Below are 23,416 nucleotides of genomic sequence, written 5' to 3'. Positions count from 1 at the left end.
TTTGTTGAGAAATAAATTTAATTTCTATAAATATGAATTAGATTGGTATAATAGTAGTAGCCATATACTGGATATATTGTCAAAATATCAATCTCCTAAAGTTAATGTCAACATGAATGGAGCAAAAGTAGTTTTAGTTGCAATTATCCTTCTCATCATAATTGGTGTAGTAGCATCAGCTTCTGTGAAAATAGTTGATTCAGGTCACAGAGGAGTATTATTGCATTGGAATGCAGTTGATCTTTCAAAACCACCACTTGATGAAGGAATACATTTTGTTGTTCCTTTCCAAGATGAAGTAGTCAACATCGAGGTTCGTACGCTCAAATATGCAAGTGAAGCTAGAAGTGCATCAAGAGATTTACAAACGGTAGAAACAACTGTCACCGTCAACTATCATCCAGATAAAGAACAAGTCCACAAGCTATACAAAAATTTAGGACTTGATTATGAAAACAGAGTAATTCAACCAGCCATAGAAGAAACTGTAAAACAAGTAACTGCAAATTATAATGCTGAAGAATTAATTACAAAAAGACCTCTTGTTAAACAAGATATCGAGTTTTCCATAAGAGAGAGATTAAATCAATTTAATGTCGTAACAGAAGTAATTTCAATTACAGACTTTGAGTTTTCCGCATTATTTGCATCTGCAATCGAATCCAAAGTAGAAGCAGAACAAAATGCACTTAGAGCAGAAAATGACTTGAAAAGAATTGAAGTTGAAGCCAGACAAGCAGAGGCAAATGCCATAGGTTTAGCAAATGCAAACATCGCAGAAGCAAAAGGTGAGGCAGAGGCAATTGCCATAATCAATAAAGCACTAGCTGAGAATCCAAACTATCTAGATTGGCTAAAAACACAAGCATGGGATGGTAAACTACCTCTAGTTGTAGGTGAAGGCGGAACACCATTTATTCAAATCCCAGTAAAACCTTAGATATTTAAAAAACTTAGTTGTTTTCTTTGTCTTTTTGATAATCTCTGATTGCATCATACATTACAAGGAATTGTTCAGGTTCGTTCTGCCTATAATTTTTTTCTAGGTTTTGAATTTCTTGATGAGATATTTTCTCTCCTTTATTTTCAAAGTACTCTTTGATAATTTGAGAAGGCGTTTTTTGGATATTGTATTTTCTCAGTGATTGGTTAACAGATCTTTTACAATACAAATCATAAATTAAAAATCGATAAGCTAGATAACTCGATAAACCAATAATTGTAACTACAAGGATTGGGATGATAAAAATAGCAGCCATGTACAACGGTACGCAGTTTTAGTATTTCATTGTTGTTCTTTTTTATTAGATTTTACATATTCAAGAATTACGCATTGTAACCTGATTTCCAACTGAATGATGAATTCCAACAACTAATTCTGAATGAGTTGTAATTATCATCAAAGTTTCACAAGAAAGACATAGAATTGAGGATACATAGTCTGCATTTGCTTCTGAAGGACCAATCGTAGCTAAAACTGCATCATCTTTAAGATCAAATCCATTACAATTCACACATTTAGAAGGTCTATCAGATACACGTTTTATTTTATTAATGAAATAATTAACCAAGATAAAAAAAGTAACATATGGTGATTCTTAAATTAATTGGTTTTCATTTTGATGTATTATTCTTCTAGATGAGTGATTAAGCAGGATATTAAAATTGATAAAAGAGTTTTATGTGTAAATAATTTCCAAAAAATTATGGGTCTGTTTTCACGTAAAAAAGAAATCGTCGTAGGCAATATTTGCCCAAAATGTGACATGGAGTTTTCAGATTCGCAAAGAACATTACGCCATATGGAAAAAGCCCATAAATCTAAAAAGAAATTTGAATGTAATTCATGTGGTTAAAATCAAATAGTAAAATATCAAATTAAAAAATAAATCTTATTTATCACATACACGTCTTTATTAATAAAAAAATCATATCATAAATTATGACGAATCCAAATGAACTCTATCAAAAAGAAATGGTGGAATTGATGGATGAAATCAATATAAAAACAAAATCATGGTTTGAAAAACTAAAGGAACAGTCAAAAAACACCAGAGTGGAGATGTGATCTTTTAAATGATTAAAAACTATTTTTGAGCAATGACTAAATCCACATCATAGTTTAAGGTTGCACGGGAATTAAGTTTCAAGATCCATGGTATATTGGAAGAGGTTTTTGTTTGAGGTGTAATTTTAAATTTTAAATTCTCCAAGCTCACACGCAGTGATTTTTCATCAAGAGGTTTTTTGACAGAATTAATTCCACGATCAAAATCATATGGATCACTAATAACAAAATATCCACCAGAGATTTGTTTTGAAACATGATCAAGAAATTCCTTAGGCTCTATGAGTTCTAAAACATTCAGAGCGAGAATAAGATCAAAAGATAATTTTCCAAATACAGGAGATAAGAAATCAGCAACAATATAATCAAGATTACTTTTGTATGATTTTTTTGCAATTCTTAAAGCATCAAATGATCTATCAATTCCAAATACCATTTTGCTAGATTTGGCCAGAAATGAAGTCATAATACCAATGGAGCACCCATACTCAAGAACAAAGTTTGATTTTTGTAATAAGCTAATACTTTTTTGTATATCAGAATAGAATTTTGAGGATTTGCTTTTTTGATAGATAGTTGACCAACGTTCTTCAAGAGTAGTTCTATCTTCATTTATTTGAGTTACATCAGATAATGAAGTTTTACAAAATTTCTTTAAATTAGGATTTTCTATCAATTGGTATAGTTTACCGCCCAATTTTTTACGGGATGAAAGATAATTAGAAAAGGTATCCCATAGAATAGGGATTTTCTCAATGATGGGAAATTGTCCACCGCATTTTTTACATTCCAAAATTCCTTCTATGATTTCTTTGTCTTCTTTGAATGAGTTTAACTCTAGTTTTGAACCACAATTTACACATTTTAAAAAATCAAGAGTAGATTCCAACATATTCCGATAGCAAATCAACAGTTTTTGAATTAATAATTTCTTTGATGGTTAAAATCAAGATAATCTTAAATGGAGTATTTCTGGATTTTATGCAAATTGGGAGAATTTCAAGAATTTGCAGAGGCTCTATTTGGGCAATTAGCAGTTGAAATCAATGAAGAAAAAGAGATTACAGAGTTGGCAGTTAAAGCCAGAGAAGACATTGCAAACAAGGTACAATTCAAAGAATTAGATAAAATAGCAAATGAAATATTGCCAGATTTTAAAAATAAGGTAGAAGAATTCCTAGGAATCAAAGTTCCTGAAAATATCACATTAAAATTTCCAGAATTAGAAGAATTAAAGACAGTGAAAGGGAACAAAGTATTTGCAGATAAAGAATCTAGGGAATTTGTTACAGAATTATTTAATGCAGTTGCAAAAGAAAATCTAAAAAAAATTGCAGAATTGATGCAACAAGACACTGCAAAATATTTAGTATATTCAACATACGCGATTCAATACATTTCAAAAATTACAACAACTTATGGAGATTATCTGGATTCAGAAATTTATTTAAACAAATTCATTTTGTCAAGATACCCACAGATAATCCTACACAAACAAGGCGAACCCTATGAATCAAGATTTGAAAACGTTAATTCAGGATATCTAGGTGCTGTAAAGATGACAGTTCTTGAAGAATTGATCCATTCAGCACAAGAAAATCTACAACAAATTAACAAAAATGCAGCAATGGAAGTAAACAGAATTAATGAAGAATTGGCAAAAATTATCTTATCATTAGATGCTGAAACTGTTAACAAGTTATCAGAATATTGCCAATTACAAACAGTTCCAGATGATTTCCCATTTGCAAAAAAAGCAAATTTGTTTTTCTTTTTGAATCCAGATCATTTCTTAATTGAACAAATAGGACCAGATGTGATGACGTTTACTCATGTAGAGATTGATCCCAAAATAGGTGAGTCAATTCCAGAACTATTAGAAATTTATAAAAAATGGCTAGTTCCAATACAACAACACCATGCCGCATTTACAGCAATGGAAGGAATGGCCGCTTTTGCCATTGAGAACATCCTAAAAGATGACCAGGATTTTCAAAATTATCTTACCACGTTTATGGGAACAGACTTTTCATCATATCAAGTAAGAAAGAGCATGGGGAAGGACTTTACAAAAATAATTCATGAAAAACTAGGCAAGGATACATTCAAAAAAATGATCGAAGTCCCACCAAACACTAGAGAACTCAAAGATCCCCAGTTATATCTAAAGAAACTGAGTTTGTAACAATTGGAAGAAAAATTTGATCCATTGGTTGCAGAATGGCTTGCATTTGTAAACAATCCAAATTTCAACCTAGTTGAAAAATGTCTCAAGTTTGCACAGATTTTAGAATATCCAGATCTCAATGTAGATGAATATATTCAAAAGATTAACAAAATCGGCAAATCCCTAAAAGAATCAATCAGTGATGTTAAAAATCCAACATATTTGATATCAATGTTAAACGAGCATCTCTTTGAAAATTTAGGCTTTAGTGGGGATGATGATGATTACTATAACCCAAAAAATAATTTTCTAAATGAAGTAATTGACAAGAAAATGGGATTGCCCATCACCATCTCAATTCTATATGCAGAAATTGCAAAATTTATTGGATTAGATCTAAAAATCGTAGGATTCCCCAGTCACATATTGGTAAAATACAATGAAGAGATGATCTTGGATCCATTTTATGATGGACGTTTACTAGATGTGGATGATTTGCAAGACATTCTTGATGCAAATTATGGAGGTCAATTGGAATTTGAACCAGAATTTCTTGATGAAGTAAAACCAGAGCAAATTCTTGTCAGGCTAGCGAGAAATCTAAAAAATTCCTATGTTCAATCTTTTGTTTATGAAAAAGCATTGCGATGTGTAAACATGGTATTATCTATTGAGCCAGAATCTCCTGAGGACATAAGGGACAAAGGAATTTTGGAAGATAGATTAAAAAATTATGAAAGTGCTTTAAAATATTTGAATAAATATTTAGAAATAAATCCAAACGCAGAGGATGTAGATTTTATTTTAGAATTGATTAGAACTATAAAGACAAAAAATTAATCAATAATTGAATCTACATCAGTGCCTTTCTTGATCATTGATATTTCATGACGAGCAATTTTGTTTCTTAATGCTTGTTTGAGAATATCAACTTCGCTTCTTAGTAATGCAATTTCATCTTCAAGTTTTGCAACTCTCTCATAGATTGTTTCAGCTTCTGAACTCATGATTATCTATCTGTAAAAAATTGTCTTAAAAAGTTATGGGTAAATGTTTTGATGGACAGGTAAGCTTTTTGAACTATAATTCAAATTCTTGACGACATTTTTCACATTTTGCTCTCTCTTCACCAGGAGAACCAAGAATGAAAATTTTACCAATGGTTTTACAAAGAGGGCACATACCAGTAGTGGCATTTTTTGGACCAGTGCGAATGATTTTTTGTGATTTTCTTCGTCCCATGAAAAAACTTCTTGAATCGGTCTATTAAGTTTTAATGGCGCGGGGAGGGGGATTTGAACCCCCGTGTCCTTGCGGACATAGGATTAGCAATCCTACGCCCTACCAGGCTAGGCGACCCCCGCATAAGGATGCCTAGAAGTTATCTGTAAATAAATTCATTCGTCGCCAAATTGGCTGTAATTATCAACAATTTCTTCAATTGGGAGTCTTTTTCCACCTACAATTTTGAGATCAACTTGTACTTTTTTGCCAGATATGGTAAGAATATTGTAAGTATTTTCAAACAATCCACGAACTCGTTCAGATGTAGCAGTTCCAGCATTGACAACTGTTAGTTTTCCAAAATTCCAAGCCCATGGTCTGTGTTTGTGTCCACACAATACCACATCAACTTTAGAATCCAACACGGCTCTTAGAACATCACCTGCGTCAACAACAGTGAGTTGATCAGAGCCAGTATCAGGAATTGAAATTAAGTGATGATGCATTGCTACAATTTTTACTTTGTCTTTGTATTTTTTCATGGTTCTCTCCAACCACAAGTTTTGTCGATATCCAACCTCTCCATTATTTCTATCAGGCCTAGCAGTTCCAACTGTAACTAGTACAACATCATCGCTTAACTCATTAACAGTTTCAAAAGGAAAGAATTTTTTGAATAATAAATAACCAGTGTTTCTATAATCATGATTTCCACTAATAGTGATAATTTTTTTTGTGTTAAATTTTGTCAATAGTGATTTACATTTTTCATATTCACTCATCAATCCCTCATTTGTCAAATCGCCCGTAACTACAATCACATCAGGGTTTAGTTCATTCACTTCGTTTACCAGGATATCAAATTTTTCTTGTAAAAATTGAGAGCCCACATGAAGATCAGAGATTTGAACTATCAGCATTTGAATATTATTTATCAAATTAGGTATTAAATCATCTCCATAGAAAAATATAGAAAATAGTTCAAAATACAAGGTAGAATTAAATAATAAACACTTCGAAATCTTGCAGTTTTGAGTAAAAAAGCAGCAGTTATGAAAGGAGACGGAATTGGACCCGAAGTTGTAGATTCAATGTTAAAAGTCTTAAAGGAATGCAATTTTCAATCAGAGTTAATTCTTTGTGAGGTAGGTTCAGAGCAATGGGAGAAAAACGGTAGAAAAGACAAATCATACATTCCAGATGCAACCATGAAAATTTTAGAGGAATCAGACTGCTGTTTCAAAGGCCCAACTACAACAATTCCAGTTCCAGGGGCACCCAGAAGTGTTGCAGTCACATTAAGACAGAAATTTGATCTTTATGCAAACATCAGACCAACTAAAACTTACGACAGATTGACACCAAATAGAAAACTTGATTGTGTATGTTTTAGAGAAGCAACTGAAGGACTCTATACAGGTGTAGAAGCAAAAATTACAGATGATGCGGCAATAGCAATCAGAAAGATTACAAGACAAGGAAGTAGAAGACTGGTTAACTCTGCAGTAGATTGGGCAAACAAATTCAACATGAAAAAAATGGTTGCAATAACAAAAAGAAATATCCTAAAACAAACTGACGGAATATTTTGGGAAGAAACACAAAAAGCAGTAGAAGGAACGGGAATTGAGTTATCTGAAATTTACATAGACAACATGGCACAACAGATGGTGATTGCAACGGAGCAGTTTAACGGCGCAGTACTAGTCAGTACCAATTTATTTATGGATATTATTTCTGAGCTAGCATCAGCACTTGTAGGCTCAATTGGATTAATTTATTCTGCCAATATTGGAGACAACTATGCAATGTTTGAAGCAGCACATGGAAGTGCTCCACAATTTGCAGGGCAAAACAAAGTAAATCCAACTGCAACTGTTCTATCAGGAGCTTGGATGGCAGATTATATGGGTGAAAGAGAAATCAGAGACGCCATATTTGATGCAACTGACAAAGTAATCAATGAAGGAAAGGCAGTGACATGGGATATTGGTGGTGACGCATCCACTACACAAATGACTGATGCAATTATCACATATGCCAAAGAAAATTTAAGAAAATAATTACCTAATAGATTCTACAAGAATTAATTCTTCAAAGAAAAGTTTCTTTTTTGCCATTATTCTTGTTTTCAAGCCTAATTTTTGAGCATAATCAATCAACTTTTGATAGTTTGACAATGATGATGTAACAAAAATAAATTTACCGTTTTCAGTCATATTAGAAATAATTGAATCAAATATTTTTTTAGGAATTTCAAATCCTTCTTCCCCACCGTCTGTTGCAATATCTATTATATCATCAGTTGCAAGATAAGGCAGATTACATACGATAAAATCAAATTTTATCTTTAAAGCATCTGAACCATTACAACAAATCAAATTCTTTGTTTTGTAAGAAGTTTGGCGTTGTAGCACATCACAATTAATATCAGTTCCAACAACTAATGAAAAATTTTTAGATAATAATTTTGTAAGATATCCTGAACCACTTCCAACATCTAAAGCAAACTTTCCTTTTTCATGTTCAATGTTATTTGCGATGAAAAAAGTATCCTCAGAAGGAGGATACTCATCATTTTTCAAGGATTTGGTTTGCAAGATTAATTATTTCATCTCCAGAAAGATCATCCACTCGTTTATCTATTGTAGACACCTTACCAAATTGTTTTAAAATATTTTTAACTGTTTTTCTCCTATATGAAAATATTTTATTGATTGTTTGTATAAGATCTTTAGATAAATTATTTTTTTTAACTATTTTTAGAATTGTAGAATCAATTTTTGGCGGAGGAGAAAAATTATTTTTGCCTACTTTTGATAGAGTTGTTATTTCAAATGCAGACGTGGCAATAATGCTTACAGCTTTTCGTTGTTTGGAAGATATTGCAAGTAATTTGTCAGCAAATTCTTTTTGAACCATTATTACCCCATGTGAAAACGAAGTCTGTGCCAGCCATTCAATTGCATCCTTACTCCTAGAATAGGGAAGATTTGAAACAAAAATGGTGAAATCTTCTTTTTTTTCCAAGCCATCACCAGATTTTAAGACCAAGTTATCTATACCTGAAAATTTTGATTTGGCATTTCTAATTAATTCTTCATCCAAATCAACTGAAATTACATTTTTAGCTTTTTGACATAAAAGAGAAGTTAGGATTCCCTGACCGGTTCCTATTTCAAAGACAACATCATTTTTTGTAATGTTAGCCTCAGAAACTATGGAGTTTGCTATAGAATTTGAGGTTAGAAAGTGTTGGCCAAGACGTTTTCGTTTTATCATCTCTTTACAAAGAGATTCATTCTACTTTCGCCTGTAATTTCATCCAATATTCTCTCTGAAATATGTTTAATTGGTTCTTTAAATCCAACACGATCTTGTAAATCCTGATAACTTTCAAACTTTTTCTTTTCTCTTTCCTCAAGCATAGTTTTCATGTAGGTTTTTCCAATTCCAGGAATTAATTCCAGTGCATGAATTCTAGGTGTCAGTGGTTGTGCATTGTTTAGATATGAAACAAATTTTTGCTCATTTGCAGTTACAATAGTTTCAACTACTGATTCTAATTCACTCTGAGCAGATGATGAAATTTTATCATACTCCATCTTTCCCAAAACAGATAGAACTTTAGTTCGTCCTTCTTTTCCGATATAGATTTTCTCACCAATCTCAAATGTAGAATTTGGAATTCCAAGAACTTCTAAAAGAGTCAATCGATCCTCTCCGATAGCAGTGATGATAATACCATCCCTTCCTCTTACAGTGGATGACTTACCTCTAGAATTGAAATCCAATACATATGCATACTCCTCATACTTTCTAGCTGGGGGTTGTGCCCGATACAAAATAAAATGCTCCTAAAAAGTTACGAAAGCTCCTTGATTATTTTGAGCATTTTTTCTAGGGTTTCAGCAAGAATTAATTTCTTCCAACCAAATGTAAAGGAACGTAATTCAGCTAAACTTGTAGGTCTAATGTTAACGATTTCGACAGCTTCATCTTCAGTTAATTCACATTCTTTGACAAGTCGTTTTTTCATTTCTTTTGCCTCTTTCGGTTCAGTTGTTACAAATTTTGAAACATAATCATATGTCCAACGTTGAATTTGATCCATTTCTTCAACATCAACTTTACCTAAAATTTCTTTGACTTCTGCAAGAGAAATAGCTTGTTTCTTTTTTACTTCTTCCATATTATACACCGAATGGTTTAATGTGATCCAATCTAGTGATTAAGGTTTTTGTTTTATCACCTAATTTCACATCAAGTGTAACTGCACGTCTACCAACATTTGTAACTACACCTACTTTTCCGTGGTATCTTCTGTGTGGTAATCCTTTGTGCTGTCTTGGATCAATAATGACAAGTGCTTGTTGACCTTCTTTGTATTCACGTAACAAAAATGACACTCCTCTAGGGGCCTTTTTTGTCATAATGGATCTTGATTTATGCTTAAATCCATGTGAACGACCAGATGATTTCTTAGTTGCCATGTGTGTAAAATCTCCGAAAGCCCTATTTTAAGACTTAGAAAAGTGGGCTAGTCTAACCAACGAGGTCAGTCCTAAGCTGACCACACGCAGCTGAAATTTCAGTGCCCTTTTCAATTCTAATTGTACAATTTACTCCTGCCTTGGATAAAATTCGTTCAAATTCCTGGACATTTTTTTCTGATGGACGCTGAAAATCACCAGCAGTTGGATTAATTGGGATCAAATTAACATGGGAGCCGTTTCCTTCTAAAAGCCTAGCCAATTCAGTTGCAATTTCAGGAGAATCATTAACTCCGGCCATAAGTGCATATTCAAATGTCACACGACGTCCAGTTTTTTTAAAATAATTTCTACCCATTTCAATTATTTCCTCTACTGAATTAGGAGTAGCAGTAGGAACTAATTTTTTTCTTAATTCATTGTTTGGGGCGTGGAGAGAAATTGCAAGACCTATCTGTAGATTTTCTTCAGATAGTTTTTCAATTCCAGATTTAATTCCAATAGTGGAGATAGTAATATGCCTCTGACCTAATCCGAATCCCCTATCATGTGTTAAAATTTTTACAGCTCGAATCATTTCATCATAATTTGCCATAGGTTCACCCATACCCATAAAAACTAAATTTGTTACATGTTCTCCTCTTTGCTGCAATATTTCTGCAAAATGAATTACCTGGGATATAATGTGTTCTGCTTTTAGATTTGTTTCAAATCCCATTTGACCTGTTGCACAAAATACACATCCCATTGCACATCCTATTTGAGTAGAAACGCAAATGGTTGAACGTGGGTGGCCTCCGATTTTAGATGGGTCATATTGCATTAAAACAGTCTCTACAGAATTATTATCTGTTAGATTAAGCAATAGTTTTGTTGTATCTCCATCTTCACTTACAATGCGATGAATTTCTTTTGCAGAACCAATTGTATATCCTGCTGCAGTCAAGTCCTCCCTTAATTTTTTGGGAAGTTGTGGTATGTCATTGATGTCTTTTGGAAATTTATAATAAAGTGGTAGCAATATCTGATCTGCTCGATATCTAGGATAACCCATATCAATTACAAGTTGTTCCATTTCTTCTGGAAATAATCTATAAAGATCTGTCATGATGTATTAACAGATTCACAGTAGGATATTTTATAATTTGTTGATTTTACTAAAAAATCAAAAAGAATGAAAAAATAAGAAAAAGAGTGATTACTCTTCTATAGGTTCGAAATCATCAGATTCGACTTCTACTGTAGCCTCTACCTCAGGTGTTTCTACTGTAGCCTCTACCTCAGGTGTTTCTACTGTAGCCTCTACCTCAGGTGTTTCTACTGTAGCCTCTACCTCAAGATCTTTTGTTTTTTTAGTAGATTTTTTGGCAGTTGCCTTTTTGGTAGTTTTTTTGTCAGCATCTTCAGGATCAATAACACCTGCTTCGCCTAGAGCAAAAATTACTTCCTCTTCAGGATGGTGAGGGCTATCTACCATTCTAGCAATTCTTTTCTTACCTGATTTCTTAAAGTAGATTCTGTAGGTACTTGTATGTGCAACTACATTTCCACCAATTGGACGTGTTGGATCTCCAAAGAAGACATCAGGGGATGCCATAACTTGGTTGGTTGCAATTGCAGCACAATTGTATGTTTCTGCAATTCTAGACAACAAATGAACAAAATGATTTAGTTTTTGTTGTCTTACAGATAATGTTCCTCGTCCAAGATATTCAGCACGGAACAGACCAACTGCAGAATCTGCAACAATTAATTTAATATTGTTTTCTTCAATTACAGGGCCAGCTTCTTCTAAAATTAATATTTGATGTGAGCTGTTATATGCACGAGCTACTATAATACGATCTAAAACTTTTTCAGGGTCCATATCATGTGCTTTAGCAATAGATACAATTCTTTCAGGTCTGAAAGTGTTTTCAGTATCAATATACAAGACAGAGCCGTCAAGGCCACCTTCTTCTTTGCTTTTTTGGACCATCACAGACATGGTATGTGCAAATTGTGTTTTACCACAACCAAACTCACCATAAACTTCGGTTAATGCTTGAGTTTCGATACCACCATCAAACAGAGTATCGAGACAATTTGTACCAGTTGTAATTTTACCAATACTTTGTCGATGTTTATAAATTTCAGTTGCACTTGTAAAATGATTGGCAATTAATCCACCATCAACAAGATGTTGTCTGGCTTTATTGACAATTTTTTCAGCAGTTTCTTTTTCCATTCCAGTAATAGCTGCAATTTCAACAGGGCCTCGGACGATGAGATCCATGACGTTGTGGACACCTGCATCGGATAATTTTCTTGTAGTTACAGGACCTACGCCCTCTAAACTATCTAATCTTAAATCTTCTACCATACCGTATAGTACGGTACCAGTACTTTATAAGGTTATTGTTTGAGAAAATGATCGCGAAATAATAAAAACATTCTAAAACAGACTAACGTCTCTTTCTTCTTTGTCCAGGTTTGTTTTGACCAGGATATCTACCTAAAACAAATCGTTTGTTGAAGTTACTTTTGTTTCCAACACTAGAACTAGTACCTACAATCTTTCTGCCTTCGACTTTAGGAGTTTGTCCTCGTACTTTACCTGCTTTGGTAAGTGAACCGTGTGTTGCCATAATTTAGAATACGAATTAGTGAATTTATGTATTTGGATGACTACCAGTACTTGGCCTTGACAGTCTCAATAACTTTTTCATGTTCCTTACTCTTTCTGCGGGCATATTTCTCCATTGCACCAAGTGGGATACCTCCAAGAGATCTTGCAAGTGCGTTGAAGGCATATCTTTGTGGACCTTTTGAACCAGTCTTAGTCATGAATTTTTGAATACCATATTTGAAATTGTGTTGCCATGTTTTGTAAAGAACACCCAATTGTGCAGGAGTCATTTCATTTCCAATGTTAAAGAACTGAGATTGTTCTAATAATCCAATTGGGACAAATGTAAGTGCAGTAGCAGTAAACATTGAATCAGGTTGTTCATGTTCCAATTCGCTAATTAATTGAATAGTTTCCCAGGAATCTTCAGGGGTTTCATCATTATCAAGACCCATAATCAAAGTAAATGCTGGAATCCAATAATTTTCATTCATTGACTTGACACCTTCTTTTACAACCCAATGCCATTCAGATGGATCATATGGAGCAAGTTTTCTATCAGCATATTTACCGATTAATCTAAGACTACCAGTTTCAAGTCCGGCTTGAACACCAATCATGTTATCAGGACCAGCTTTCATTATTTTTGAGAGATTTGGAAGAAGTTTTTCATCAGCTATTGCTCCTGCCAATGTACCATGTGTTGGATTTGTATGCTCTACACCAGTAGACATGATTGCAGTGAATAGTTCTTCTAAAGCTTCTCTGTTTGGCTCCATACCTTTTGCAGTTCTAGGATCCATTCCATAAACGAAAATATCGTCACTGTGAATCCATGCAGATTTGGAACCGCCTTTCTTGATGTTAACTTCAATTTCTTGTTTCACTTTTTCTGGTGAATAATATCGTAAAGATCTTAAGGTGACATCACAGAATTTACAACCTCTACCACATCCACGCATTACTTCAACCATCCCATGCATACTTGGTTCTACAATGTTAGGAATATCTTCTAAATCAGGTCTATCCCAAAAGTTTACAAATCTTCCATGAATTTTCTTTCCGTCTCTTTCAAATTCTTTAATGTTAACTTTAAAGTCACTTCTCTTTCTAAAAGGATCCATATTTTCAAAATCGCCATTAATTAAATAATTAAAGAATCTACCAGCATTTCCATCAATTTCAGGGGCAATACCGCCAAGCTCTCCTTCTAAAATTGCATAGATTCCAAATTCTTCAATTTTTGCAGGATCATAGTTGTATTGCCATGTCCCAGATGCACCAGAAATTACTTTAGCTTTACTTCCAGTTTTTGCTTTGGCAGCTTTAATTCTATGATGTAATTCAGCATTGTAAAATTCATCATATGATGTTTGTTTTCGTCCATAAGTGAACGTCATAGTAACTGGACCCATTCCAAGTGGATCCATTTCATAAGTTCCAATAACTTCAGTTTCAGGACCAATAAATTTTTCAATGTGATTTGGATGAGCAACAACTACATCTTTTCTTGCAAAGCCATCACGTAACAAACCAGCTTCTAATTTTCTTAATCCATATGGAGCATATTTTGCTGCACCATCAATATCAGGTGACCAATTACAAATAAAATCAAATAGAATTTTTGGAGTTACTTGATTTCCAAGAATTTTATACCAAAAGCTGTTTTTATCTCTATTAGGATCTACTGCAGGAGCACATCCGAAGAAGGTTGCAAGAGACAGTCCCCTATAAGGAGACATCAAAGTTCTATCAGCTGTTAAAACTATTTTTGGAGTACCCATGCCTTCATGAAAATAATTTTGTGATTGATTTTAAACCTTGCGAGTCAAACTTGGTAATTTTCTAAAATTCCAGCCTTGTTTCTATGTAAATAGCCAAATTCTTTATTTTTAGACAAATGGTCTCCGTCAAATACAGTTCCATCCCTACATGCAAGATCTTCACCTACACAGCAACTACCACATATTCCAACACCACATTTCATCATCCTCTCAAGACTTGCCTGAACAAAGATATTTCTTGAATGAGCAGATTGTACAGTTTTGTACATCATAATTTCAGGACCGCAAACGTACACAGCATCATAATGAGTTTCACAGACTAATTTTTCAACTAAATCAGTAACAAATCCTTTTTCACCATAACTGCCATCATCAGTGGACACAATTACACGGTGAGGATTATTTGTCAAAAGATTGTTTGCCAAATCTTCAAAGAAAACTTCATCTTTTGATTTTGCACCAATTAAGACAGTTACATCATCCGAAGGTTTTACAAAAGTAAGTAATCGCATCATAGGAACAAGACCAGTCCCTCCTCCAACTAACAATAATTTTCCTTCTTTAACATCAAAGGAATTTCCATACGGACCTCGAATTCCAATTTGTCCCCCTACTGGAACATTGAATAGACCAGTAGATGAAGGCCCATGTTTTCTAACAGTAAATGCAGCCTTTCCAGTTTCTTTAGAAATCATTACACTCATCGGTAATTCATTAACACCTGGAATCCAAACCATAGCAAATTGCCCAGGTAGGACATTTGGCATTACATCATCAGAAAAAACCAATGTTCTTACAGTTGGAGTTTCATCTATTACTTTTTCAATTGTAACAATTGTAGGATGATTAAAATTTCTTTGCAAGACCTGCCATCTCCTTTATTGTAGTGAACCCTTTTCTCTCCATGTATTGTAAGATACCTTTGTTAATGTCATCAAAAACTCCAATCCAGTTATCACCGATTGCACTTCCAAGTTGAACAGCGGAAGCACCTGCTAAGAAAAATTCAATTGCATCTTCCCACGTTGAAACTCCGCCACAACCAATGATTGGAATATCATATTGTGAAGAAATTTCATAAACACATCTTAATGCAATGGGTTTAATCGGAGTTCCAGATAATCCTCCAAATTTGTTGCTAAGAATAGGTCTTTGAGTTTCAACGTCGATTGCCATTGCACGAACTGTGTTAATAGCAGTAATTGCATCAATGCCAGAATCTATTGCAGTACTAACAGTATTAAGATAATTGCTAGTTCCCAAACCAACTTTGGCAATTACAGGAACAGTTGTAGCATTTTTCACAGAAGATACAATTGCTTTGACTAATCCAGGATCATCGCCCACTTCCAACCCAACTTTGGCAACATGAGGACAGGATAAATTTAGTTCATATGCTTTGACTTTACAGTTTTTAAATTCATTAATCATAGTTTCAAAATCTTCAGGTACAGAACCCACCAAACTCACCACTATAGGAACATCCTGATTTGATTCAATCATTTTTGCAAAATTTGATGCCCCAGGATTAGAAAGACCCACCGCGTTAATCCACCCACCGCCTTTAACACTAAAGATAGTTGGATTTGGATACCCCTCCCAAGGAGCAGTACTAAGTGACTTTGTAACAACTGCACCCGCACCAGATGCATAAAGGCGATTAAACACATCTAGAGATATGCCTAAAATTCCAGATGCTAGCATTACAGGTGTATCTAATTGAATTTTACCTATGGAAGTTGCAATGCTAGGCTCCACTTTGATTAATTAACTTAGTTTTGAATATAACAGTTGATTCTGGATTCTGGTACCTTTTTTAAAGGTGATTTAGAATCAACTAGTCATGTATTCTGTAGTTTTAACAGAGTTAGGAATCTCAGTTTTCAATGATGGAAAACTAGACAAGGCATTCTCTTTCTCTAATCCAGTAAAAGAATATCTCTTAGTTAAAAATAAAGAATCAAAATTAAATGAACTTGTAAATTATCTAGCATCAACTCAGAGAGGATTTTCTGTAAGTGATGAATCATTACTTGCAATTTTGAAAAAATATTCGATTGATTGCCATTTGATGGATGAGTCCGAATTAGATGTAATTCAAGCAACAAAACCTCAAATCATTGTCGATTCAGGTTTTGCCTCAAACCTACAAGATACACTTGGAAAATTAAGAGAATTCGCACTTGGACTATCATCTTCAAAAGTTACCGAAGTCTCACAAAGTCCAGATCTTCACATCATACAAGCAATTAATTCTCTAGATGAAATTGACAAAATTGCAAATGGATTAAGTTCAAGACTTAGAGAATGGTACGGATTACATTTTCCAGAACTAGATAACATAATTGATAGTATTAACGGATATGCACAAATAGTAATTGCAGGAAAAAGAGAATCGCTAACTAAACAAGTCTTTGAAGAGGCAGGTTTTCCAGAATCAAAAGTGGAGATGTTATCTTTAATTTCATCAAAAAGCAGAGGTGGGGATATTTCAGATATTAATCTAGCAATTGTACAATCAATTGCAAAACAAGTTTTAGAATTTCATGAATTACGTAAAAAACTTGAAGAACATGTAGAAAATGAAATGCAGGAGATTGCACCAAATATTTCAGCAATTCTAGGTACAGCAGTTGGTGCAAGAATTTTAGGAAGAGCTGGAAGTCTCAAAAAAATGGCATCATTACCTGCTAGTACAATACAAGTTTTAGGAGCTGAAAAAGCATTATTCAGAGCATTAAAGACAGGTTCACAACCACCTAAACACGGACTATTATTCCAACATGCAATGGTTCATGCTGCTCCAAGATGGCAAAGAGGAAAAATTGCCCGTGCAGTTGCGGCAAAAGCCGTAATCGCTGCAAGAGTTGATGTTTACGGTGAAGGACTAAACCAAACCTTACTTGAAAAATTAAACATCAGAGTTGATGAAATCGGTAAAAAATATGAAAATCCTACTGAAAAAGATATGAGACCACCCCCATCATTTAGAAGAGAAGGCGGAAGCTTTAGAGATACTCCAAGAAGAGACAGTGGAGATAGAAGAAGAGAAGGCGGAGATAGAAGAAGAGAAGGCGGAGATAGAAGAAGAGAAGGCGGAGATAGAAGAAGAGAAGGCGGAAGCTTTAGAGATACTCCAAGAAGAGAAGGCGGAAGCTTTAGAGATACTCCAAGAAGGGACAGTGGAGATAGAAGAAGAGAAGGCGGAAGCTTTAGAGATACTCCAAGAAGGGACAGTGGAGATAGAAGAAGAGAAGGCGGAAGCTTTAGAGATACTCCAAGAAGAGACAGTGGAGATAGAAGAAGAGAAGGCGGAAGCTTTAGAGATACTCCAAGAAGGGACAGTGGAGATAGAAGAAGAGAAGGTGGAAGCTTTAGAGATACTCCAAGAAGGGACAGTGGAAGAAACGATGAAAGAACAGATTCAAATAAAAAGAGAAAGAAGTTTGGAAGAAGATAATAAATCGTTTTGTTGGATCAAATCAGAAGGACAAGAAAAATTAGCTACAGAAAATATGGTTCCTGGAAATCAGGTTTACAAAGAAAAATTAATTATTAAAAGAGGAATTGAATACAGGCTATGGGATCCATTTCGAAGTAAATTAGCAGCATCAATAATGAATAGACTAGATTATTTTCCTTTTGAAAATAAAAGCATAGTTTTGTATTTAGGAGCATCTACTGGAACTACTGTTAGTCACATTTCAGATATTGTAGGACCTAGTGGAATTGTTTTTAGTGTTGAACATGCAAGTAGAGTTGCAAGAGATTTCTTAGATAGAGTTGCAACACATAGATCAAATGTTATTCCGATTTTACAAGATGCAAGAAAACCAAAAGAATATTTTTCAGTATTTGGAAAAGTAGATGTTGTGTATGTAGATATTGCACAACCAGATCAGACCCAAATTGCAATAGATAATTGTGAAATGTATTTAAAAAAAGGAGGATATTTCTTTTTAGTTATCAAAACAAGAAGTATCGACGTAACAAAAGCACCAAAAAGAATAGTTGAAGAAGAAATAGAGAGATTAAAACCAAGATTCGAGGTATTGCAAACCATAGATCTTCATCCCTATGACAAAGATCATGCAATGGTAATTGCAAGATTTAACCACTAGTTATTTTTCATGATTTTCTGAACAGGTTTCCAACTTTTACGCACAAAATTAGGCATTATTTTATTTTTTTTATAATATTTTGTTACAAATTTTACAGTTACCGCATCAGATGGATATCCACTACCTAAATCATGAATTTTTCTTAATTTCATTATCGCTCTATCTCTAGAAACTTTTGCAAGAATAGATGCAGCAGATACCACAACAAATCTACTATCCGCACGATGATATGATTTGATTTTATGATTATCAGATTGTTTAGAAATTTCTTTTCCAAATCTAGTAGGATTTACATCACATGAATCAACATATGAAACATCTGGATTTAATTTTGAAACAACTTTTGCCATATATTTTGCCTCTAAACCGTTTAGACAGTGTTTCTTTACACTAGCATCAATGGATTTAGGAGAAATTTTTGCAATGTGATAGTCATCTACAATTTCAATAATTTTTTTGTATAAATGTTCACGTAGTTTAGGAGTGAGTTTTTTTGAATCTTTTACACCTAATGCAGTTAATTTTTTAATGTTTTTTTTATCTATCGATATTCCAGCAATCACCAAAGGTCCCAACATAGGGCCACGTCCAGCATCATCAATTCCACAAATTTGCACTAATTGTTTCTTAAACCACAAGTATTAAACATATTTTACATTGTCAATTTTATACAACGTTACGTATTTTGAGTGGAATTTAACCAACAGATAATTCTCCTTAAGAACACAATCTAAATCCAAAATTTAGTTAATCTAACAAAACATTAGTTTCTAGTCAGTTAATTTTGAAGAATTTTTTTACCTTTGAGAATCATGTCACCAGATAACTTTCCAGCAAAATGCTTCTTACCAGTAATGAGTGAAATGGAACCATCTCCAGTTGCACCTTCATAATCACCAGTTCCGCCTGTAATATCAAATGAAATGTTACCCTTGGAAAGGAATCGGTTATTGCATATCTCACCATTCATTTCAAAGTCTATTGTATTCCCATCTCTAAAATCAAATGTACCATTACCAGTCAGTACATCACATTTGTCACTTGTTTCTGTTATTTCAAATGTACCAGTTGATTGAACTCGCTTGAATTTTTCATCTTCTACGCTAAAGTGACCAATGGTTTTGAATGCATTATCATTGTGTTTTCCAACAAATTTGCTTGATATGGTTTGTGATTCCTCTGAAACTACAAGCTCAACTGTAACGGTTCCCGCAGCAAAACTCGAAGTGTTTCCGTGAGAATCTTCAGCAGTACAGTTTACTATGGTAACACCAATAGGAAATATAGAATCCGTTGCAGGAATACAAACTACTGGAACTGTACCGTCTACTGCATCATCAGCAGATGGAATATCATAACTAAATGCTACACCTGATGAATCTGTTACTTGGAATGTTTCATCAAAGGGAATGTAATTTGGATCAAATAAGGGTGCGGTTGTATCAACTAACGTAATAGTTTGGTCGGCACTTGCAGAGTTTTCAGAAGCATCAGTTGCAGTCCAGGTTCTAGTAATAGTTTCAATTGTTTGACCTGTTCCAGGTATCGATACATCACTGAATGTTATAGTTGGATTAGGATCTACATCGTCAGTTGCAGTAGTTGTTCCAGTATTAGCAGGAGTGGTATCTGCTGGTGCTTCTAGTGTTACATCAATTGGAATAGTAAGTGTTGGTGGAGTAGTGTCAACTATTGGACATTCATCAATTCGAACTAAAGACAAATCCAAATCAGTAACTTCTGGAGGAATTGTAACCACAATACTTTCTTGTGAAACATAACCTGGTTTTTCAACTAGAATTTTATAATTTCCTGCAATTACATCCCATGCATAATGACCATTAACATCCGTCTGTAAAGGATTGTTAGATGGTAAATGGTATGCAATTGGTGGAACTACAAAGTTTCCAGTCGTAGGAGGAGATTCAACCATCAATGTAATTGTTGCATCCTCAATAGGATCATCAGTACATGCGTCAGTGATGATACCACTTGGATCAATAAAGATCAAGTTTCCACCATTTTGAATTTCATCTTCGGGACCAAAATTATTCAAGATATCATCAGGATACTCTCCAGGATAATTTGGAGTATCTGGAGGGCAATCAACATAAAACGTAATGTCTCCCACACCTCTTGCACTAAAGATACCGCCTATTCCAGGAGAATCATGGAATGACTGTGTGGTACCAGTCCAAAGTTCCAATTGAGGGTTAATTTCAATCATGTCAGTTTGCATAATTTTTTGCCCTCCAGAAGTGATCACCAGTTTAATTCCAACAGGTTTGTCTATACCACAATGATCAAATCCTTCGGGTCCAACAATTTTTTCAATAGTAATTGGAACCCGTGGTGAATGATATGGAACTCCATTTAGCGCCTCTCCATGTCTGTGACTTCTTATAGTTACTTCGTCAGGAGGAACATCGTGTACTCGATTACCAAATGGTACTGCAGTTGTAGTGCCTCCAGGAGTTACAATAACGGATTGTGTTATAGGAGTAGTTGGAAGTGCAAGTGGTATTTCATTTGATACAATGTATTCATCAATGGGGATAATTTCAGTTATACTATAAGTTCCAGGTGGAATATTAGTAAATTGATATTCTCCTAATGCATTGGATACAGTACAGATTCCAATTGGAGATAGACAAATTGTAACCCCAGGTGCGCCGGGTTCATCAGGAGTATGCCCGCCATCAAAATCAAAATCATTCCATTTTAATCCAATTATAGTTCCACCTGGAACACCACTATTTCCAAAATCTAAATTAGTTATTACATCACCACCGCTTACAGAAACAAAGTGAGGTGCACCATTAAGTGGAAATGTTTGTGTTCCACCTGAGAACTCTTGAATTTTATAAAATCCAGGAGGTACGGTGAATTCATAAGTTCCAATTTCAAATACTGGATCAAATTCTATAGTTTCAGTATCCTGAACAAATAATCCTTCTGTATCAGGCGGAGTTAATTTGTATAAAGCAATATACACATATGGAATTCCTTCTTCTCCTGCATCTCTTATGCCGTTTGCATTTTGATCATTCCATTTTAATCCACGAAGAATCCCTCCCAACACATTTCCAAAATCAATACCCGTTTTTGTCTCACCCTCTTGAAGTTCAAACATGTGAGGATTGTCAATTGGAGGATATGTTTGAGCAAATCCAGATGGAGAAAATTCATGAATAAACCAATTGCTTTCAGACAAGACTAAGGAGTAAAATCCTAAAGCGTCTGTAAATGTACATGCTTGGGCATATTCAGGTCTAAGAAGATCACCTTCAGGAATTGCTCCTTCATTAAAATTAACATCAAATGCACAAATTTGGATTCCTTCAACTCCCGGTTCTCCAGCATTTCTAATGCCATCAGCATTTTGATCATCCCACTTTATTCCCTCAACAGATGTCACGGATTGAGAAAATGCATCTGGAATAGATGAATTTACAAGAATTCCGGATGAAAAGAGTATGCTAAATAGAAATACAACATGAGATATTTTTTTGTTATTCAAGAGTATTTTCTAACTTGAGATTTGGTATTTAAGTAGATCATTTTATTTTACAAAATTACATAGATCAGAAATTCTGGATAGAGATAAAAGTGAAAGTTTGAAATTATGAATGCTTTGCGATCTAAAAAAACTACAATTATCGGTTTTTGTTTTATTGTGTTTGGTTTTGCTGCATTAATTTTAACAATAAACTACAATAATCAAACAGAATTTGTTCTATCAACATATGCCCAAAATATTCTTGATGAATGTAAAACAGATATGCATTGTGCTGTTGACTCGCTCAATAAGTTACACAAAGTCAACAATGAACAAGGTCTAATTGTTTTTTCAGAACTAATCAAAAAATATGATCAAAGTGAGTATCCATGTCATGAAACATCACACCATCTAGGAATGTGGTTAGTTGGACATGCAAGTTTAGAAAAATCATTAGAAATAGCAAAGCAAATGTGCGGAGGAGGAATATTTCACGGAATATTTCAAAATTATCTAGCATTAGAGAATTTTCATAATCAAACTCCAGAACAAATTGACATTGATTTATGTCCTAAAGATGAAAATCCATATTCAATTTTTAGATGGCAATGCTTACATGGAATTGGTCATGGATTGACAGTTCTCTATGATTATGATGTTGTGTCTGCAGTTGGAAGATGTGACGAATTCACGACAGGATTTGAGCAGATAAGCTGTTCAAAGGGAGTGTTTATGGAAAATGTTGGACAATTTTTTGAGTACAAACAAGGTAATTTTGATGAAAGTGACATTTACTATCCGTGCAACAAGACTGAAATAAAATTTGCTCCATCATGTTATCATTATCAGTCTTCGATGATTTTACTGATAAATGAATTTGATGTAGAAAAAAGTTTTGAGGATTGCAAAAGAATCATTCCTGAAGAAATTTCAGCGTATTGTATTCATGGAATTGGTAGACAATTAAGTGATCAAATGAGAGGGAGTGTTGCAAGAGCACAAATATTATGTCAAGCAGACGAGCAAACAAAAGAAAATACATCAATGTGTCTTCGAGGAATGGTAATGACATTGATCAATAGGAATTCAGATATGAGTAAAGGATTTGAATTTTGTAACATCACAGATAATGATTACAAGAAAGATTGCTATGATGCATTAGGTAAATGGTCTTTAATGATACACCAAGATCATAACGATAGAAAAAATGAATGCGGTAAATCAGAAAACGATTTTTACGAAAATATATGTATGAATGCAAGTTTAGATAATATTAACCTATTATAATGCACATCTTCAAAGTACTAATCCTCATAGATTAGAATCAAAAAGATACTTCCTCTGAGAGATTCTTTTATCATTTAGATATAAAATTAAATTTGAGCTTTGAAATTTTTGCAAAAAAATGATTTTGTATATAAACAAAAGTAGAGAGTGCTTAACTGATCTGAC

At 34.0% G+C, this 23,416-nt stretch carries 28 protein-coding genes and 1 tRNA gene; 9 read left to right on the top strand and 20 right to left on the bottom strand.

What is annotated here, in order from left to right; all coding sequences use genetic code 11:
• Positions 1–76: 76 nt before the first annotated feature.
• On the top strand, positions 77–940 hold the full coding sequence (locus tag ACW9XH_RS01785) for a prohibitin family protein (protein ID WP_457758924.1): 864 nt from the start codon (positions 77–79) through the stop codon (positions 938–940).
• 13 nt (positions 941–953) lie between these two features.
• Here the strand turns inward: ACW9XH_RS01785 and ACW9XH_RS01780 are convergent, their stop codons facing one another.
• Entirely contained in the window at positions 954–1,259 is a 306-nt protein-coding gene (locus ACW9XH_RS01780; protein WP_457758923.1) for a hypothetical protein, read from the bottom strand.
• A gap of 60 nt (positions 1,260–1,319) precedes the next feature.
• Complete coding sequence (locus tag ACW9XH_RS01775; protein ID WP_457758922.1) at positions 1,320–1,571, bottom strand: hypothetical protein; 252 nt, start codon at positions 1,569–1,571, stop codon at positions 1,320–1,322.
• A 135-nt stretch (positions 1,572–1,706) separates the two neighbouring features.
• Between ACW9XH_RS01775 and ACW9XH_RS01770 the strand changes: the two genes are divergently transcribed.
• Both ACW9XH_RS01770 and ACW9XH_RS01765 read left to right on the top strand, forming a co-directional pair.
• A complete protein-coding gene (locus tag ACW9XH_RS01770; protein WP_457758921.1) occupies positions 1,707–1,856 on the top strand; it encodes a hypothetical protein in 150 nt (49 codons plus the stop codon).
• An 86-nt stretch (positions 1,857–1,942) separates the two neighbouring features.
• On the top strand, positions 1,943–2,068 hold the full coding sequence (locus ACW9XH_RS01765) for a hypothetical protein (RefSeq protein WP_457758920.1): 126 nt from the start codon (positions 1,943–1,945) through the stop codon (positions 2,066–2,068).
• 19 nt (positions 2,069–2,087) lie between these two features.
• Here the strand turns inward: ACW9XH_RS01765 and ACW9XH_RS01760 are convergent, their stop codons facing one another.
• On the bottom strand, positions 2,088–2,960 hold the full coding sequence (locus tag ACW9XH_RS01760; protein WP_457758919.1) for a methyltransferase domain-containing protein: 873 nt from the start codon (positions 2,958–2,960) through the stop codon (positions 2,088–2,090).
• 96 nt (positions 2,961–3,056) lie between these two features.
• Here ACW9XH_RS01760 and ACW9XH_RS01755 point away from each other — a divergent pair, with 96 nt between their 5' ends.
• On the top strand, positions 3,057–4,253 hold the full coding sequence (locus ACW9XH_RS01755) for a hypothetical protein (RefSeq protein WP_457758918.1): 1,197 nt from the start codon (positions 3,057–3,059) through the stop codon (positions 4,251–4,253).
• 3 nt (positions 4,254–4,256) lie between these two features.
• Positions 4,257–5,075, top strand: coding sequence for a SirB1 family protein (locus ACW9XH_RS01750; protein ID WP_457758917.1), 819 nt, complete (start codon positions 4,257–4,259; stop codon positions 5,073–5,075).
• Here ACW9XH_RS01750 and ACW9XH_RS01745 read toward each other — a convergent pair.
• The 4 genes from ACW9XH_RS01745 to ACW9XH_RS01730 form a co-directional block, all read right to left on the bottom strand.
• Positions 5,072–5,242 (bottom strand): hypothetical protein, encoded by a 171-nt coding sequence (locus ACW9XH_RS01745; RefSeq protein WP_179360484.1) that lies wholly within the window; start codon positions 5,240–5,242, stop codon positions 5,072–5,074. The genes ACW9XH_RS01750 and ACW9XH_RS01745 overlap by 4 nt on opposite strands.
• A 73-nt stretch (positions 5,243–5,315) precedes the next feature.
• Positions 5,316–5,477, bottom strand: a complete 162-nt coding sequence (locus ACW9XH_RS01740; RefSeq protein ID WP_457758916.1) for a hypothetical protein — start codon at positions 5,475–5,477, stop codon at positions 5,316–5,318.
• Between the two features lie 35 nt (positions 5,478–5,512).
• Positions 5,513–5,599: transfer RNA gene (locus tag ACW9XH_RS01735), tRNA-Ser, on the bottom strand.
• Positions 5,600–5,632: 33 nt separating this feature from the next.
• Positions 5,633–6,379, bottom strand: coding sequence for a metallophosphoesterase family protein (locus ACW9XH_RS01730; RefSeq protein ID WP_457758915.1), 747 nt, complete (start codon positions 6,377–6,379; stop codon positions 5,633–5,635).
• Between the two features lie 111 nt (positions 6,380–6,490).
• Here ACW9XH_RS01730 and ACW9XH_RS01725 point away from each other — a divergent pair, with 111 nt between their 5' ends.
• Complete coding sequence (locus ACW9XH_RS01725; protein WP_457758914.1) at positions 6,491–7,522, top strand: isocitrate/isopropylmalate dehydrogenase family protein; 1,032 nt, start codon at positions 6,491–6,493, stop codon at positions 7,520–7,522.
• Here ACW9XH_RS01725 and ACW9XH_RS01720 read toward each other — a convergent pair whose 3' ends face one another.
• From ACW9XH_RS01720 to ACW9XH_RS01670, 11 genes are all read right to left on the bottom strand, one after another.
• Positions 7,523–8,059, bottom strand: coding sequence for a HemK2/MTQ2 family protein methyltransferase (locus tag ACW9XH_RS01720; protein WP_457758913.1), 537 nt, complete (start codon positions 8,057–8,059; stop codon positions 7,523–7,525).
• Positions 8,034–8,741 (bottom strand): ribosomal RNA small subunit methyltransferase A, encoded by a 708-nt coding sequence (locus ACW9XH_RS01715; RefSeq protein WP_457758912.1) that lies wholly within the window; start codon positions 8,739–8,741, stop codon positions 8,034–8,036. Before ACW9XH_RS01715 ends, ACW9XH_RS01720 begins: the two co-directional genes overlap by 26 nt.
• On the bottom strand, positions 8,738–9,304 hold the full coding sequence (locus ACW9XH_RS01710) for a DUF655 domain-containing protein (protein WP_457758911.1): 567 nt from the start codon (positions 9,302–9,304) through the stop codon (positions 8,738–8,740). The genes ACW9XH_RS01715 and ACW9XH_RS01710 overlap by 4 nt, the downstream gene beginning before the upstream one ends.
• Before the next feature lie 20 nt (positions 9,305–9,324).
• Positions 9,325–9,651 (bottom strand): RNA polymerase Rpb4, encoded by a 327-nt coding sequence (locus tag ACW9XH_RS01705; RefSeq protein ID WP_457758910.1) that lies wholly within the window; start codon positions 9,649–9,651, stop codon positions 9,325–9,327.
• A gap of 1 nt (position 9,652) precedes the next feature.
• Positions 9,653–9,952: a 50S ribosomal protein L21 gene (locus ACW9XH_RS01700; RefSeq protein ID WP_457758909.1), complete on the bottom strand. Its 300-nt coding sequence runs from the start codon at positions 9,950–9,952 to the stop codon at positions 9,653–9,655.
• 52 nt (positions 9,953–10,004) lie between these two features.
• Complete coding sequence (rlmN, locus tag ACW9XH_RS01695; RefSeq protein WP_457758908.1) at positions 10,005–11,060, bottom strand: 23S rRNA (adenine(2503)-C(2))-methyltransferase RlmN; 1,056 nt, start codon at positions 11,058–11,060, stop codon at positions 10,005–10,007.
• A 90-nt stretch (positions 11,061–11,150) separates the two neighbouring features.
• Positions 11,151–12,314 carry a DNA repair and recombination protein RadA gene (gene radA / locus ACW9XH_RS01690; protein WP_457758907.1) on the bottom strand — a complete coding sequence of 388 codons (1,164 nt, stop codon included), beginning with the start codon at positions 12,312–12,314 and terminating at the stop codon, positions 11,151–11,153.
• Positions 12,315–12,396: 82 nt separating this feature from the next.
• A complete protein-coding gene (locus ACW9XH_RS01685) occupies positions 12,397–12,579 on the bottom strand; it encodes a 30S ribosomal protein S30e (RefSeq protein WP_457758906.1) in 183 nt (60 codons plus the stop codon).
• 40 nt (positions 12,580–12,619) lie between these two features.
• Positions 12,620–14,344: a B12-binding domain-containing radical SAM protein gene (locus ACW9XH_RS01680; protein WP_457758905.1), complete on the bottom strand. Its 1,725-nt coding sequence runs from the start codon at positions 14,342–14,344 to the stop codon at positions 12,620–12,622.
• A 44-nt stretch (positions 14,345–14,388) separates the two neighbouring features.
• The gene (locus tag ACW9XH_RS01675; protein ID WP_457758904.1) at positions 14,389–15,207 is read right to left on the bottom strand and encodes a dihydroorotate dehydrogenase electron transfer subunit; all 819 of its coding nucleotides are present in this window, start codon (positions 15,205–15,207) and stop codon (positions 14,389–14,391) included.
• Positions 15,191–16,102 (bottom strand): dihydroorotate dehydrogenase, encoded by a 912-nt coding sequence (locus ACW9XH_RS01670; protein ID WP_457758903.1) that lies wholly within the window; start codon positions 16,100–16,102, stop codon positions 15,191–15,193. Before ACW9XH_RS01670 ends, ACW9XH_RS01675 begins: the two co-directional genes overlap by 17 nt.
• Before the next feature lie 85 nt (positions 16,103–16,187).
• On the opposite strand from ACW9XH_RS01670, the gene ACW9XH_RS01665 reads away from it, so the two are divergent.
• Together ACW9XH_RS01665 and ACW9XH_RS01660 are read left to right on the top strand one after the other, a co-directional pair.
• The gene (locus tag ACW9XH_RS01665) at positions 16,188–17,804 is read left to right on the top strand and encodes an NOP5/NOP56 family protein (RefSeq protein ID WP_457758902.1); all 1,617 of its coding nucleotides are present in this window, start codon (positions 16,188–16,190) and stop codon (positions 17,802–17,804) included.
• Positions 17,791–18,465 carry a fibrillarin-like rRNA/tRNA 2'-O-methyltransferase gene (locus ACW9XH_RS01660; RefSeq protein WP_457758901.1) on the top strand — a complete coding sequence of 225 codons (675 nt, stop codon included), beginning with the start codon at positions 17,791–17,793 and terminating at the stop codon, positions 18,463–18,465. Before ACW9XH_RS01665 ends, ACW9XH_RS01660 begins: the two co-directional genes overlap by 14 nt.
• On the opposite strand, the gene rnhB is transcribed toward ACW9XH_RS01660, so the two are convergent.
• Both rnhB and ACW9XH_RS01650 read right to left on the bottom strand, forming a co-directional pair.
• Positions 18,462–19,082: a ribonuclease HII gene (rnhB, locus tag ACW9XH_RS01655; protein ID WP_457758900.1), complete on the bottom strand. Its 621-nt coding sequence runs from the start codon at positions 19,080–19,082 to the stop codon at positions 18,462–18,464. The genes ACW9XH_RS01660 and rnhB overlap by 4 nt on opposite strands.
• 161 nt (positions 19,083–19,243) lie before the next feature.
• Positions 19,244–21,985 (bottom strand): HYR domain-containing protein, encoded by a 2,742-nt coding sequence (locus ACW9XH_RS01650; protein ID WP_457758899.1) that lies wholly within the window; start codon positions 21,983–21,985, stop codon positions 19,244–19,246.
• A gap of 105 nt (positions 21,986–22,090) precedes the next feature.
• Between ACW9XH_RS01650 and ACW9XH_RS01645 the strand changes: the two genes are divergently transcribed.
• The gene (locus tag ACW9XH_RS01645) at positions 22,091–23,251 is read left to right on the top strand and encodes a hypothetical protein (RefSeq protein ID WP_457758898.1); all 1,161 of its coding nucleotides are present in this window, start codon (positions 22,091–22,093) and stop codon (positions 23,249–23,251) included.
• The last annotated feature ends 165 nt before the right edge of the window (positions 23,252–23,416 follow it).

The sequence above is a fragment of the Candidatus Nitrosopumilus sp. bin_32a genome (assembly GCF_054095935.1).
This window is presented reverse-complemented; position numbering and strand designations above follow the sequence as displayed.

What these genes read in the sequence shown, in the direction of transcription:
- ACW9XH_RS01780 (WP_457758923.1), bottom strand. Translation starts at nt 1,259, where the DNA reads ATGGCTGCTATTTTTATCATCCCAATCCTTGTAGTTACAATTATTGGT.
- ACW9XH_RS01770 (WP_457758921.1), top strand. Translation starts at nt 1,707, where the DNA reads ATGGGTCTGTTTTCACGTAAAAAAGAAATCGTCGTAGGCAATATTTGC.
- ACW9XH_RS01765 (WP_457758920.1), top strand. Translation starts at nt 1,943, where the DNA reads ATGACGAATCCAAATGAACTCTATCAAAAAGAAATGGTGGAATTGATG.
- ACW9XH_RS01760 (WP_457758919.1), bottom strand. Translation starts at nt 2,960, where the DNA reads ATGTTGGAATCTACTCTTGATTTTTTAAAATGTGTAAATTGTGGTTCA.
- ACW9XH_RS01745 (WP_179360484.1), bottom strand. Translation starts at nt 5,242, where the DNA reads ATGAGTTCAGAAGCTGAAACAATCTATGAGAGAGTTGCAAAACTTGAA.
- ACW9XH_RS01740 (WP_457758916.1), bottom strand. Translation starts at nt 5,477, where the DNA reads ATGGGACGAAGAAAATCACAAAAAATCATTCGCACTGGTCCAAAAAAT.
- ACW9XH_RS01730 (WP_457758915.1), bottom strand. Translation starts at nt 6,379, where the DNA reads ATGCTGATAGTTCAAATCTCTGATCTTCATGTGGGCTCTCAATTTTTA.
- ACW9XH_RS01715 (WP_457758912.1), bottom strand. Translation starts at nt 8,741, where the DNA reads ATGATAAAACGAAAACGTCTTGGCCAACACTTTCTAACCTCAAATTCT.
- ACW9XH_RS01705 (WP_457758910.1), bottom strand. Translation starts at nt 9,651, where the DNA reads ATGGAAGAAGTAAAAAAGAAACAAGCTATTTCTCTTGCAGAAGTCAAA.
- ACW9XH_RS01700 (WP_457758909.1), bottom strand. Translation starts at nt 9,952, where the DNA reads ATGGCAACTAAGAAATCATCTGGTCGTTCACATGGATTTAAGCATAAA.
- rlmN (WP_457758908.1), bottom strand. Translation starts at nt 11,060, where the DNA reads ATGACAGATCTTTATAGATTATTTCCAGAAGAAATGGAACAACTTGTA.
- radA (WP_457758907.1), bottom strand. Translation starts at nt 12,314, where the DNA reads ATGGTAGAAGATTTAAGATTAGATAGTTTAGAGGGCGTAGGTCCTGTA.
- ACW9XH_RS01685 (WP_457758906.1), bottom strand. Translation starts at nt 12,579, where the DNA reads ATGGCAACACACGGTTCACTTACCAAAGCAGGTAAAGTACGAGGACAA.
- ACW9XH_RS01680 (WP_457758905.1), bottom strand. Translation starts at nt 14,344, where the DNA reads ATGGGTACTCCAAAAATAGTTTTAACAGCTGATAGAACTTTGATGTCT.
- ACW9XH_RS01665 (WP_457758902.1), top strand. Translation starts at nt 16,188, where the DNA reads ATGTATTCTGTAGTTTTAACAGAGTTAGGAATCTCAGTTTTCAATGAT.
- ACW9XH_RS01645 (WP_457758898.1), top strand. Translation starts at nt 22,091, where the DNA reads ATGAATGCTTTGCGATCTAAAAAAACTACAATTATCGGTTTTTGTTTT.